Origin of the sequence: Marinomonas sp., from assembly GCF_965225885.1 — a bacterium.
In the GTDB taxonomy this organism is placed as follows: domain Bacteria; phylum Pseudomonadota; class Gammaproteobacteria; order Pseudomonadales; family Marinomonadaceae; genus Marinomonas.
Genome location: NZ_OZ245329.1, coordinates 459,727 through 471,533, shown reverse-complemented (window position 1 = coordinate 471,533; position 11,807 = coordinate 459,727). Strand labels below are relative to the sequence as shown.

14 protein-coding genes are annotated in these 11,807 nt (G+C 44.2%); 5 read left to right on the top strand and 9 right to left on the bottom strand.

Translation table 11 applies throughout. The annotated features are described in order from the left end of the window. Nucleotides 1-60: 60 nt before the first annotated feature. Nucleotides 61-2,049: an LTA synthase family protein gene (locus ACO05V_RS02170; RefSeq protein WP_421847045.1), complete on the bottom strand. Its 1,989-nt coding sequence runs from the start codon at nt 2,047-2,049 to the stop codon at nt 61-63. A gap of 224 nt (nt 2,050-2,273) precedes the next feature. On the opposite strand from ACO05V_RS02170, the gene ACO05V_RS02165 reads away from it, so the two are divergent. Both ACO05V_RS02165 and ACO05V_RS02160 read left to right on the top strand, forming a co-directional pair. Further along, nucleotides 2,274-3,134 (top strand): AraC family transcriptional regulator, encoded by an 861-nt coding sequence (locus ACO05V_RS02165; RefSeq protein WP_421847043.1) that lies wholly within the window; start codon nt 2,274-2,276, stop codon nt 3,132-3,134. 23 nt (nt 3,135-3,157) lie between these two features. Then, nucleotides 3,158-3,664 carry a DUF6622 family protein gene (locus tag ACO05V_RS02160; RefSeq protein WP_421847041.1) on the top strand — a complete coding sequence of 169 codons (507 nt, stop codon included), beginning with the start codon at nt 3,158-3,160 and terminating at the stop codon, nt 3,662-3,664. A gap of 4 nt (nt 3,665-3,668) precedes the next feature. Here ACO05V_RS02160 and ACO05V_RS02155 read toward each other — a convergent pair whose 3' ends face one another. Then, nucleotides 3,669-4,871, bottom strand: a complete 1,203-nt coding sequence (locus tag ACO05V_RS02155; protein WP_421847039.1) for an MFS transporter — start codon at nt 4,869-4,871, stop codon at nt 3,669-3,671. Nucleotides 4,872-4,967: 96 nt separating this feature from the next. On the opposite strand from ACO05V_RS02155, the gene ACO05V_RS02150 reads away from it, so the two are divergent. Continuing rightward, a complete protein-coding gene (locus ACO05V_RS02150; protein ID WP_421847037.1) occupies nt 4,968-5,777 on the top strand; it encodes an AraC family transcriptional regulator in 810 nt (269 codons plus the stop codon). Between the two features lie 22 nt (nt 5,778-5,799). Here ACO05V_RS02150 and ACO05V_RS02145 read toward each other — a convergent pair whose 3' ends face one another. The 4 genes from ACO05V_RS02145 to ACO05V_RS02130 all read right to left on the bottom strand — a co-directional run bounded on the left by ACO05V_RS02145 (nt 5,800) and on the right by ACO05V_RS02130 (nt 7,931). Beyond that, complete coding sequence (locus tag ACO05V_RS02145; protein ID WP_421847035.1) at nt 5,800-6,414, bottom strand: LysE family translocator; 615 nt, start codon at nt 6,412-6,414, stop codon at nt 5,800-5,802. 74 nt (nt 6,415-6,488) lie between these two features. Further along, nucleotides 6,489-7,418 (bottom strand): LysR family transcriptional regulator, encoded by a 930-nt coding sequence (locus ACO05V_RS02140; protein ID WP_421847033.1) that lies wholly within the window; start codon nt 7,416-7,418, stop codon nt 6,489-6,491. Nucleotides 7,419-7,497: 79 nt separating this feature from the next. Next, nucleotides 7,498-7,629, bottom strand: coding sequence for a hypothetical protein (locus tag ACO05V_RS02135; protein ID WP_421847031.1), 132 nt, complete (start codon nt 7,627-7,629; stop codon nt 7,498-7,500). 167 nt (nt 7,630-7,796) lie between these two features. Continuing rightward, nucleotides 7,797-7,931 carry an entericidin EcnAB gene (locus tag ACO05V_RS02130; protein WP_110577088.1) on the bottom strand — a complete coding sequence of 45 codons (135 nt, stop codon included), beginning with the start codon at nt 7,929-7,931 and terminating at the stop codon, nt 7,797-7,799. Between the two features lie 256 nt (nt 7,932-8,187). Here ACO05V_RS02130 and ACO05V_RS02125 point away from each other — a divergent pair, with 256 nt between their 5' ends. After that, a complete protein-coding gene (locus tag ACO05V_RS02125; RefSeq protein ID WP_421847029.1) occupies nt 8,188-8,592 on the top strand; it encodes an ion transporter in 405 nt (134 codons plus the stop codon). Then, nucleotides 8,564-9,019, top strand: coding sequence for an ion transporter (locus ACO05V_RS02120; RefSeq protein WP_421847027.1), 456 nt, complete (start codon nt 8,564-8,566; stop codon nt 9,017-9,019). The genes ACO05V_RS02125 and ACO05V_RS02120 overlap by 29 nt, the downstream gene beginning before the upstream one ends. 13 nt (nt 9,020-9,032) lie before the next feature. On the opposite strand, the gene hepT is transcribed toward ACO05V_RS02120, so the two are convergent. From hepT to ACO05V_RS02105, 3 genes are all read right to left on the bottom strand, one after another. Beyond that, nucleotides 9,033-9,437 (bottom strand): type VII toxin-antitoxin system HepT family RNase toxin, encoded by a 405-nt coding sequence (gene hepT / locus ACO05V_RS02115; RefSeq protein ID WP_421847025.1) that lies wholly within the window; start codon nt 9,435-9,437, stop codon nt 9,033-9,035. Next, nucleotides 9,434-9,811 (bottom strand): type VII toxin-antitoxin system MntA family adenylyltransferase antitoxin, encoded by a 378-nt coding sequence (mntA, locus tag ACO05V_RS02110; protein ID WP_421847023.1) that lies wholly within the window; start codon nt 9,809-9,811, stop codon nt 9,434-9,436. The genes hepT and mntA overlap by 4 nt, the downstream gene beginning before the upstream one ends. A 274-nt stretch (nt 9,812-10,085) precedes the next feature. After that, nucleotides 10,086-11,414 (bottom strand): ATP-binding protein, encoded by a 1,329-nt coding sequence (locus ACO05V_RS02105; RefSeq protein ID WP_421847021.1) that lies wholly within the window; start codon nt 11,412-11,414, stop codon nt 10,086-10,088. Between the last annotated feature and the right edge of the window lie 393 nt (nt 11,415-11,807).

The following is an 11,807-nucleotide window of genomic DNA, read 5'->3' as shown; positions in this document are numbered from 1 at the left end:
AAAGCCCCAGCGACAAAGCGTCGTTGGGGCTTTTGATTTTTCAAGCAGAGTAAAAGCAAGCTAGTCAGTGAAACCTCGGACTTGCGCGCTTAGCTGCCAACGCAATAATCCTGGTAACGCTTTCTGGCGGGTTTGTTGTTGATTATTGGGAACAGCACCGCTGGTTGTTGTTCGCAGGCCAGTCTCACTTTCCCAAGGATAAAATGCCGCTTTACCACTCATTGGGTAAGCGCCGTTTTTATCAATCCACAAGGTGACGTTATAACCAAAGGCGCGGCTTTCATCATCAACCGGAGCCAGCATATTTCGTCCTGCAATGGCTTGATAAGAGGTATCCGACAAGCTCAAATTGTATAAGGTTGGGAAGATGTCTTTGTGCGAGCCGACACGATTTGGATCATAACTCCAATCGGTGTTCGCCAAGATGTCTTTTGGTACATGCAGATAAAATGGCACCGCACGATCCAATACTTGTTCTTGAGGATAGAAAGCATTCAAGCGTCGCATTTGATGATCTCCGGTGGCAGCAATAATCGTTTTATCGCCCACACTTGAATTCTCAACTGTTGTTACAAATTGTCCAAAGGCATCCGCTGCAAACTGATAGGTTTTGAGCAGGTCTTCCAGTGCCGTGAGGTCTTCTTCAGCAGAGTGCTTCAAGACTTCAGGAGTGGCGGAGAAAGGAGCGGCCTCATAGCGAGGTGGCGTCTGATAAGGTGGATGGTTGCTAATGGTCAAAATGGTAATGAAAATGGGCTCTTTGCTTTCGTTCAGCATAGCTTCTGCCAAGCGATAGGCGTAGTCATCGGGAACACCCCAAGCGCCTAATTCAGCAGCCGCTTCAGGATAACGTTCCATGAGCGTATTTTGGTCATAAACCGCATCCACATCTTGAAGTGGCAAGTAATCGGCTAAGTTACGCCAGGCCATATTTCCAGGGGAAATAAAGACAGTTTTGTAGCCGGCTTTTTTGTAAACATTAAAAGGTACGCCTTGTAACTTCACTTTTTGTTCAGAGCTATGGCTAATGTTTTCAAAAGGACTATGGAAAAGCATCGCTGCCAAAGAGGGCGCGGTGCCATTATCTTCAGACAAGAAACGTTTAAAAACAAAATCTTCTGCAAAATGTGGACGTAATCTGCCTAAAAGATCATTGGTGCCAGGTTTATCAAACGCCAGCATGTTGCTGCCGAAACTTTCCATCACGTTCATGACAACGTTGGGACGGTTGGCGTCAAGCCAAGGATTCGAAGCCGTGCGAGCCGCTAAACTGTTGATGCCCAGATCAGCTTCCAGAGTTTGGCCATCTTTATGGCTGACGGGCGCAAAAGACGCATCGGCTTTTTTGTCTTGCAGCGCCCAGTCTAGCGCCATAAAACCGTTTGGCGATAATTTGTTGAGAATTAAAAGTTGTGACACCTGCGCATTATCACGGCGCAATGGAAAGGTTCCGACACTGCCACGTGAGGCCACAAATAGAATGATAAAGGCGATCACCACATAAACGATGAAAATGCTTAAATGCCAAGGTTTACGAGACTTATCTCGCAGTGTGAATTTGGCTAAACGAGACGCGATGAAACCGGCGAGTAACGCCAATAAGGTTCCTTTTATCACAGGATAATCTTGCCAAATATTCAACAGCACGCTTTTGGTATCGTCATCGGCCAAACCAAAGGCAAAAATATCGAAATGGTTATGGTAGGTTTGGTAATAATAGAAGTTACTGATGGTCACCATGACCACGGTGAACATAATCAAGCCCATTAAAAAAGGACTGATGGCTTTTAACAATTGCCAAGAAAAACGGTTAGCACAGAACAGCAGCCCGATTAAGAAAAACGGTGCCATGAACATGCCACCAATTCGGAGGTCGTAGCGAGTACCAATAGACCACATCCGTGTAACATCTTCACTGTGTTTTGCGAGTTCCACTGGGGAGGCAAAAGACTGAAGCATGAAATAACGGCCAAGCATCAAGATCAAGGTAATGATAAAAATTTGGACCGTTAACGTGACCAATAGAGGTCGCATTCGACTCTGATACATTGCTGAAATTATCCTAAGCACTTAAATAGTCGCCGATTATAGCATTCAATAAATCATGGATGCTGAGAGAAACATCACTAGTGAGAGTATAAAATCTTGCTTTTTGCTCTTTTTCCACGCAATGAGATATCTGCTAGATGAGCAACTTCTGTCATGCATCCTTTGTTGTAAACAGGTTATTCTGTCGTTACTCAATGAATTGACAGACGGAACGAGCGAACAAAGTGGCATCAATAAAGCATTACGAAAAACGCATGATGGCCGTGTGTGATTACATTTATAAGCATTTGGATGAAGACTTAAGCGTCGAAACTTTGTGCGATGTGGCCTGTTTTTCTAAATACCATTTTCATCGGCAGTTCAGCCATTTTATGGGCATTGGCGTGTTTAAATTTGTGCAGCTTTTGCGTTTGAAGCGGGCGTCTTATGAATTGGTCTTTAATAAAGACAAACGCATTATTGATATCGCCATGAATGCGCAGTTTGATCATTCAGAATCTTTCTCTAGAGCCTTCAAAAAAGTCTTTTTACAGTCTCCCTCAGAATTTCGTCGGCAACCAAACTGGTTGCAATGGCATCAAGAATACCGACCTATTGAGAACCATAGGAAGCAGACGTTACACGCTAATATTGTCGATTTTGCGCAAACAAACATCGCTGTATTTGAGCATCGTGGTCCTATTGAGCAGGTAATGGAATCGTCTGCGATTTTTCGCAACTGGCGAATGCGCACTGGCTTATCTCCGGTTTCTAGTAGTCGAACTTTCGGTATTATTTACGATGATCCAGATAAGGTAGCGCCAGAAGATTTCCGCTTTGATATTGCCGGAGAAGTCTTGTTTCCCATTGGCGATAACGAAGAAGGTATTATAAATAAAACGTTGTCGGAAGGTCGTTGTGCTGTGTTACGTCATTATGGTTCCCATGACAATATTAGCGACAGCGTTCGCATGTTATACGGGACTTGGCTACCGAATAGCGGCGAAGAACTAAGGGATGCGCCGTGCTTTTTTCATTGGCTGAATTTTTTTCCTGAAACCCCCGAACACGAATTGATAACCGATATTTATTTGCCTCTTACATAAATCCCCTTTACTAGGAGTTTAGGATGTTAAGTATTTTGACTCATACCCCAATGTGGGTTTGGTTGCTGTTAATCTTGCTTGTTTATTTAGGCATAAAGCAAAGTCTTGATCGCAACGTACCGAAAAATAAAGCCTTTATTTTTCCGATTGTGATGATCGTATTTTCATTGCATGGCGTGATATCAAGCTTTGGTGGTGCTTTTGATTCGCTACTGTTTTGGAGCGTCAGCTTTATTGCGACGCTATTGATTAGTGTATTGATTTTTCCATCGCAACAGGCGCGTTTTGATGAGTCGACACAATGCTATTTTATAAAAGGCAGCTGGCGACCACTGTTTTTTATATTGGGGATTTTTATCATTAAATACACGGTCGGCGTGATGGAAGGAATGCAAAGCTCTTTGCTGACTATGTCATCTGTTGTTGATGGATTGTCGCTGCTTTATGGCGTATTCAGCGGAGTGTTTGCCGCACGTAGTGTGAGGCTGTGGCGCTTGAGTCGACCGACTCAAGCTTACACTTCGCCTTGAGCCATTAACGTTCTGGTTTTGGGCTCGCCATCCAGCCCAATGCCATCCAGATTAAACCAATGCTTAACATGACGTAGAGCGATGCCGTCCATGATTGCTGCCAATCGTACAGAGCACCCATCAATACAGGGCCAATAGCTGCGAGCGTATAACCGATCAACTGTGCCATACCAGACAGTGCCGCCGCCTGTTTTGGGCTATTGGTTCGTAAGCTGACAAAAGACAAGCCCAAGATAAAGCCCATACTGACACCAAAACCAAATGACACCGACCAAACCCCAGACCAACTTGGAATGAACAAAAAACCAGCCAAGCTTAACGTCGTTAATCCAGTAGCAATCAAGCAGAGTCGTCTATGACTGCCTAAGCGATGGATAAACGGCGCTAAAATCAACGAAGGAACCGCTCCTGCCAATTGCAAATAACCTTGATATAAACCAGCGGTCGAGTCGGTGTAGCCATTGCTCATTAAAATAGCCGGCACCCACGCCACCACCACATAATTCACCAGCGAGTTTACTGCTAGAAATCCTGCTACTTGCCATGCGGTTACAGATCGCCAAACGGACGTTGGTATTTCAACGTTACCGGTTTGCGGCGGTTGATGCTGGGTTATTTTGCAGCTAAACCACACCACCAAAGGCAACAGAATCAACACACTTTGACATGCCAGAGCAAACGACCAACCACTCATAGGCAGGTCAAAGCTTGGCTGTTCGGCATATAAACTCAATGGCACCGCAAGGCTCGACATCAAAAAGCCGCCGATGCTCATCATCAGCACATAAATCGCCGTGAGCTGAACCACGTAATGCGGAAACTCGCGTTTCAGTAAACTTGGCAGCAAGACATTACCAATGGCAATTCCGGCGCCAATAAATATCGCACCGATATACAAGGTGCTGATCGAACCAAAAGTACGAATAATCATACCAATGGCAATCAAACCCACGCCCGACGCCAAGATCCGTTCAATGCGAAAGTGACGAGTTAACCAAGATGCCACAGGCGCAAAAAAGCCGAACGCCAGCAAGGGTAAACTGGTGAGCAAGCCAGATTGCGAACTGCTTAAATGCAGATCGGTACTGATTCGGTCTAATAACGGCGGCAAGCCCGTGACAGGGCCGCGTAAGCTCAACGCCACTAGAAAAATAAACAGAAGTAAAAATGCCGCGTCGTGTTGCGCTAATTTATGTAATCGTTTCATGGTGTCCATTTCGAAAAAGAGGTTTTCGGGAGATATTGTCGATTCGCTATTATATGGGTTACTCTGCTTGCTGAATTAAGCGACTTGGACAATAAATTGCGAAATACAGACAAAAGCATTTTTGAGACACTGACCGACCTTTGTTTTGCGGATCATTATCCACATCGCGTTCTCGTATTGCGCTCGCAATCGGTACCACATAGTGAGGAAACGCCTTGGCACAAACATCAAAAAGGCCAACTGGTTTTACCGCTAACAGGTGTTGTCACCAGCTTTATCGACGACAAAATGTGGCTTGTACCGCCACGTTGCGCGGTTTGGATTCCCAGCAATGTCATGCATCGCAACCAGATATCACCCAATGCCGATGTGTGCATGTTGTTTGTCGATGGTAGTGATTTACCTTTGCCAGAGGTGGCTTGTACCTTGACGGTTACGCCATTTGTACGTGAACTGATATTGCATCTTCACTCGCAACAACGCTATGAAGAAACCGACCTTGCCACAGATCGGCTGGTTGATGTCTTGTTCGACCAGCTTATTGAACTTGAGCGAGAAGAGTTTGATTTTCCCATTCCCGACGAGCCGACACTAAATCGCCTCGCTCTTGAGCTGATTGCCAGACCCAACGAAAAACGCACCCTAGGCGAATGGGCCAGCGACTTTGCCATGAGCGAACGCACACTGGCACGAATGATTAAGCGCCATGTACAACTCACTTTTGGCCAATGGCGAAGCCAGCTTCACATTGTTCTCGCGCTGCAAAAATTGGCGATCAACATGCCCATTCAAACCATCTCCGAAGAGCTAGGTTACGATTCTGTCCGCGCTTTCATCACCTTCTTTAAAAAAGCGCTGGGGAAATCGCCAAGGCAATATCGGGTTGAACGTTGGGGCAAGGAATGACAGAGCGCCCGTTACGGATCGCTTAGATCGTCGTGAGAATATACAGCGCTAAGAAAATTAATGCTAAGCCAGATAAGCGATCAATCCACATGGCTTGGCTGCGCAACTTTTCCAAAAAGCGCGCATTCGATAGCAGGCACGCAATCAAGGTGTACCAAAGACCATCCACCAGCCAAGGCGTTGCTACCATGAGCATTTTTCCACTTACCTGATGGACTTCTACAACAAAAGGGCTGAATAACGCGGCAAAAAATAGAGCAATTTTGGGGCTTAAGATCGATACCAGAAAACCTTCTTTGGCGGATTGAAATAGACTAACGCGAGTGCCTGATTCTAACTTAGCCGCAATGCCGCCTTTGGAACGTAGGGCATTAAAACCAAGGTAAGCCAAATACGCAGCTCCCGCGTAACTGATGATCTGAAACAGCAAAGGCAACTGATGAAAAATTACCGCCAAACCAAGCATGGAAAGCAGCGCGTATAAGCCAATGCCCGTTGCATGAGCCCAAGACGTGGCCAAACCGTTCGCTCGACCACCCGCCAAACTGTGTTTGATGACCATTGCTAGGCTCGGGCCCGGCGACATAGCACCGAGAAGACAAATGGTAAACAGGGAAAACCAAATAGACAGTGACATACGCTTGCTCCTTAATGATCGGAGCAGATTAGCAAGCTCTTGGTATTATATGAAATCATCTTTTTTCATGGTGCTTATGATTTTGAATCATAACCAATAGAATAAGCGGCTTTCGACATCACTTGCAAAACGAGATTTCTCATCCACAGATGAGATTGATCATTATCGTATTTTGCATGCCAAATGAGCCAGTATTTATGGCGTGGTGTGGTGATGGGAAGCGGTTTATAGGTCAGAGAAAAGTGGTTTTTTAAATTTCGAGCAATGTGTTCGGGAATCACCAAAAGATGCTGGCTTTGGCACAGTGATTGCGCTGCCGCATAAAAAAATGGCACTTTCAGTGCAAAGCGGCGGGGCTTTTCTAGCTTGGCTAACGCCTCATCCACGTAACTGTCTTTATCGCCACCGCCGATCACTTTGATATGAGCGTAGGTGAGCAGATCGTCAATGCTCAGAGTGTCCTGCGTTGCCAAAGGATGGGCATGGCTCATGACGCAAACAGGGGAGTCTTCACCTATTTGAACAGAAGACACACCTTCCGGTTGCGTTGGAGACATGCTTGATGCCAACTGAATATCGGAGATGGCAAGCTGAGGCAATAAATCTGGCTGCCATAAACGATACTGCATTGACACATTTGGTGCCTGTGTTGCCAAGGCCTCGACAATATCAGGCAAAATATACTGCGCCACATAATCGCTGGATGAGAGCACAAACTCGCCATGCCACTTTGCTGGTTCGAATGCCTCTTCTACCAGTAAATCATCCAACTCCAGAAACCAATGAGTCAGCTTCGTTTGCAGCTGCAACGCCTTGGGCGTAGGAATCAGCGTATTGCCTTCGCGAATGAGCAAGGGATCAGCAAACAGGCTTCTGAGTTGGCTGAGTTGGCGGCTCACCGCCGATTGTGTCAGATTCAGTTTATCGGCCGCGTGGCTAACATGCTGCTCTTCCAGCAGTACCTTTAACGAACGTAACAAATTCAGGTTAACGCGGTGGATCATCTCGATAGGCTCGCAGGCTGAAGAGTAGTCGGCTTATTTTTCGGCTTTACTCACCATAACGCAAGGTAAATTGCCTAACTTAATGGGCAAACTTTAACACCACCACGCCAAGGATAATCAGCAGCACGCCCATGTAGCGAAGCAAAGAGGTTGGATCGCCATAAAACCAAATGCCTAAAAAAACGTACCAGATGCGCCTATTCTCGTCCAAACTGACCCATGAGGATCTCTTTATTACGCCAATCGCGGCCCAGCTTACCAATGGTTATTTGATGCTTGTAAAAATGCGTTTTCTGCGGACCTTTGTATGTGAAAAAGCCCACTTTTACATAGCGTAAAAGTGGGCTTTTAAATACTGTCATGACTTACAAAATCGACTTATTCAGTCGCTTCATGAATCGTTTCTTTCGTGCTGTTGTACGCTTTTGAGGAGTCTTCTTTCACGCCTTCCCAAGTATTTGCACAGCCAGCTAATGCAAGTGTTACCGCAATGACTAATAATGGAAACTTCATGTTTAAACCTCTCTTTAATATGAGCTATTACAGATTAGCAAAAAGTTTTGTAAAGAATGATCCACTATTTTGATTTAACTTAGAACATATGGTTTTTTACAGACTGTTTTTTATTCCCAGCTTACTGTAAACCTTATAGGAAAAATCCTTAAGCAGGTTCATGTATTGACAGCAAAATAGATTGACCTTATCCAGCTCTGTCATAGAATGACGTCAATTTAACCCAGCTTGGGATAGTTTAGGATTGAGGTGATACATGCCCAGTACATCGGTTGTTCCAACAAATTCAACGCGCCAGCGTTTAAAGGCGTTTATTGAGAACTCGACGATACAGCGTATTCTATTGGCGTTGATTTTAGTCAATGCCGTTATTCTCGGATTAGAAACCTCCAAAGACGTGATGACAAGTGCAGGTCCATTTTTAATTGCACTGGACAAGGCTATATTGGCGGTGTTTGTTGTTGAGCTCACCATTCGTTTGCTTGTGCATCGTTTGGTTTTTTTCAAAGACGGCTGGAATGTGTTCGACTTCATTGTCGTGGGGATCGCATTAGTCCCTGCCAGCGGTCCTTTTGCAGTATTGCGCGCTCAGAGTATTGCGTGTATTACGCGTGCTGACCTTCGTACCATCGATGAGAAAAATTGTCGGCGCCTTAATTAAATCTCTGAATGGCATGTTGTCCATCGCCATGGTATTGGGGTTGGTGTATTACGTGGCCGCCGTTATGGTGACCAAATTATTTGGTGACGCTTTCCCTGAATGGTTTGGCAGCCTAGGGGCTTCCTTATACACCCTGTTCCAAGTAATGACCCTAGAAAGTTGGTCCATGGGCATCGCGCGTCCTGTCATGGAAGCCTTCCCTTACGCCTGGGCGTTCTTTATTCCCTTTATTCTGATTGCGACCTTCACCATGCTAAACCTCTTTATTGCTGTCATCGTCAATGCGGTACAGACCATACATGACGATGATAACAAAGAGGAACTTGATGCTGAAAAAGCGACACAGCAGCAGTTATTAGAGCAAATGCAGCAGTTGCAGCTGGAACTAAAGGCGCTGCGTCGGGATATGAACAAACCGCAGGAATAGAAGGAGGATTAGATTAAAGCATTTTTATTTCTGCAATAAAGTCTTCAAAGTCTCCTAATCTGTGCTCTACGATATGTTTGACGATGTCTAGGTTAAGCGTTTGATAGTCGTGGACGGCGATGTTTCTCAGGCCAACCATTTTTTGAAGGTTTAGGGTCAGTGGGGCCGAAAGTATCCTCGCTTTTTTTAGTAGCTCAAAGCTGTCTCGGCTACTTTGTGGGATGCCTGTTTGGTGTTGTTTATTGAGTATATTGGCAGCATCAATGCTAGCTTCGCATGCGCGCTGTAGATTCAGAATAATGGAATCTTGGCTAGTGTAATCTGTATCAAATTGATCTTTTGAAAGCGAATAAACGTCTCTAATGCGGTCTAGGCAGCGATCAATGGTCGCTAACTTGTTAATAATCGAGTCGTTCATTTTAAATATTCCCGCAATATATCTGCTCGCTCTTCGTTCAAATGTTGATACATAGACATGATCTGCATTTCAAATTTGGTTTGCTCGCTTTCGCTTCCAAAAAGTAGCACGCCGTTCATTATGACTTGGTTTTGTAGGACGGTTGAAGCCGTTAGTAAATCTATCAAGTCGACATCTTGATTGAGCTCGATTGCGAGTGTTTCTTGAAGGTCAAAGCGTGCTACTGAGTCCATTTTTTTATCCAATAGCACGGCGATGTCGATATCACTAGAGGGTGTAGAGCTGCCATCGGCTTGTGAACCGAACAAGTAAATCAGCCTAGCCTTTGGCATTAGGTGTTGTATTGCTTGAATGAGCTTATTTCTATCGAGCATAGTGCCACCTTTGGTTTCAAATTACTTAATAAACTGAATTTGAATTCAGTTTATTAAGTTAAGTGTTTGAATTTTGAAAATAAAATAAATTATTTATGTTTATTGTCACCTTTTACGTTACTAAGTTAAATACAATGATATATCAACAGAATACAAGAAACTTATATTGTTCTATGCGATAGGTATTATTCATAAAAAAGCTAAATATGGATACTATGGAATCCACTCATGATAAAACTGTGTGTCGAATAGTGGGTTGCAAGGCAACGCGCTTCTACCATCTCTGTGATAAATACTGGGTGAAATACAAAGGCATCACGATATTGGTTTGCTCTAACGCTGAAGAGCCTTGTGTACCCGTTAACTTGACGGTTTTACTTGGTGCACATTTTTCAACGTAGGATGCCAATGATTTTGCTCTTGTACGTTTGCCACTTTTGACTTCAACAGGGACGATATCGCCTTCATCGGTTACCAAAATAAATTCGATTTCGGCGCGGGCGTCATTCCATGAATAGCTTGGGTCAACGCCAATAGCAGTGAGCTCTTGTTGTACAAAGTTTTCAGCCACATAGCCTTTGTAGTTATAAGCAGAGAGTTCATAGTTTTGTTGCTTAATCTCTTTATAACTGCTGCCTAGCATATGATTGAGCAGGCCCACATCAAACAGAAACAGTTTAACCATATTTTCTTTTTTATAGGCCGCCAGCGGAGATTTCGGCAATCCTTCAATAGGGTAGTTTGGCAAGGCTAAGCGGCAACAGTTAAGCCAATGGATCGCGGTTTCAAAATCGCTATAACGAGATTTACGCTCATGCACATGCTTAAATTTAAAGCGTTTAACGGATTCATCGTTAACAAGTGACAGCTGCGCTGGAATGCTATTAAACACAGATTCAATCAGTGTGGCATCGACCTTGCCCGCGTACTTGCCAAAATCGCGGCGATAACCTTCGACTAAATCAGCATGAATTTTAGTGACTTTTTCAACCCGATCTAAAATGCTTGAATCTTTAAACCGATACCAAGCCGAAACGGCTTCTGGCATACCACCGGTAAAAAAGTAGTCTGTTAGTTTATCCATTAATTTAGTGTGCACGGCCGGTGTGCTTGCTTGACTATCAAACGCTTTGATCAGTGCTTGCTCGTTTGATGCGTAAATAAATTCTTGGAAGGTCAGTGGTCGTAAGTTGTACTGTTCAACCTTGCCTACAGGGAAGGTGTTGAGCAAACCAATATTTGAGCCACTGGCTGCGACAAAATAGGACGGTGCTTTTTCTGCAAAATACTTAAGCGAAGTAACGGCGCGTTCACATTCGCCAATTTCGTCTAAAATCAGCAGATCCGTCTCTGGGTTGAACGCCTGATTGGTCAACAGCTCAATGTTCATTAGCAGCTCATCAGGTGACAGTGAACCATCGAAGGCTTCTTTGTAAGTAGGGTTTTCAAGAAAGTCGATACGAAGGGTGTTGGCAAAGGTGTTACCAAACAACTCTTGCAGCAGATAGGTTTTACCCGTTTGCCTTGCACCATCAATCAATAATGGCTTACGCACAGGTTGTTTTTTCCATGCTGTTAGGGTGTTGAGTAAGTTGCGCTGCATTGCCAATTCCTGCCTGTCAAGATTGTTAACGGCCTATACTATAACTCAACTCGCATTTTTATGCGCATAAAAATGTAAATCGTTCTGATCGAGTATAAAATAATCCCTCAATAATTCTCTATCTTCTTTGCGGATACCCTTGTTGACCAAGGTTTTTTGTTTCTGGTTCGCTAGCAATAATAGTGAAAATATAGTTTCATTCTTATCTTTAAGTTGTAAACCAATAAATTGCCAATCTCTCGAAATAAAGTGAGTCAAGATTTGAACATGTCATGTCGATTTTTTACTGTTTTTTCGATATGACTTTCTTGTTTGTCGATACACTCGACATATCAAAACTCAATCTATACGACTCACCAAAACCGGGTTTTGAGTAGGAAGCTTCAAAGTAGT

What these genes read in the sequence shown, in the direction of transcription:
- ACO05V_RS02170 (WP_421847045.1), bottom strand. Translation starts at nt 2,049, where the DNA reads ATGTATCAGAGTCGAATGCGACCTCTATTGGTCACGTTAACGGTCCAA.
- ACO05V_RS02160 (WP_421847041.1), top strand. Translation starts at nt 3,158, where the DNA reads ATGTTAAGTATTTTGACTCATACCCCAATGTGGGTTTGGTTGCTGTTA.
- ACO05V_RS02155 (WP_421847039.1), bottom strand. Translation starts at nt 4,871, where the DNA reads ATGAAACGATTACATAAATTAGCGCAACACGACGCGGCATTTTTACTT.
- ACO05V_RS02145 (WP_421847035.1), bottom strand. Translation starts at nt 6,414, where the DNA reads ATGTCACTGTCTATTTGGTTTTCCCTGTTTACCATTTGTCTTCTCGGT.
- ACO05V_RS02140 (WP_421847033.1), bottom strand. Translation starts at nt 7,418, where the DNA reads ATGATCCACCGCGTTAACCTGAATTTGTTACGTTCGTTAAAGGTACTG.
- ACO05V_RS02130 (WP_110577088.1), bottom strand. Translation starts at nt 7,931, where the DNA reads ATGAAGTTTCCATTATTAGTCATTGCGGTAACACTTGCATTAGCTGGC.
- ACO05V_RS02125 (WP_421847029.1), top strand. Translation starts at nt 8,188, where the DNA reads ATGCCCAGTACATCGGTTGTTCCAACAAATTCAACGCGCCAGCGTTTA.
- ACO05V_RS02120 (WP_421847027.1), top strand. Translation starts at nt 8,564, where the DNA reads ATGAGAAAAATTGTCGGCGCCTTAATTAAATCTCTGAATGGCATGTTG.
- hepT (WP_421847025.1), bottom strand. Translation starts at nt 9,437, where the DNA reads ATGAACGACTCGATTATTAACAAGTTAGCGACCATTGATCGCTGCCTA.
- mntA (WP_421847023.1), bottom strand. Translation starts at nt 9,811, where the DNA reads ATGCTCGATAGAAATAAGCTCATTCAAGCAATACAACACCTAATGCCA.
- ACO05V_RS02105 (WP_421847021.1), bottom strand. Translation starts at nt 11,414, where the DNA reads ATGCAGCGCAACTTACTCAACACCCTAACAGCATGGAAAAAACAACCT.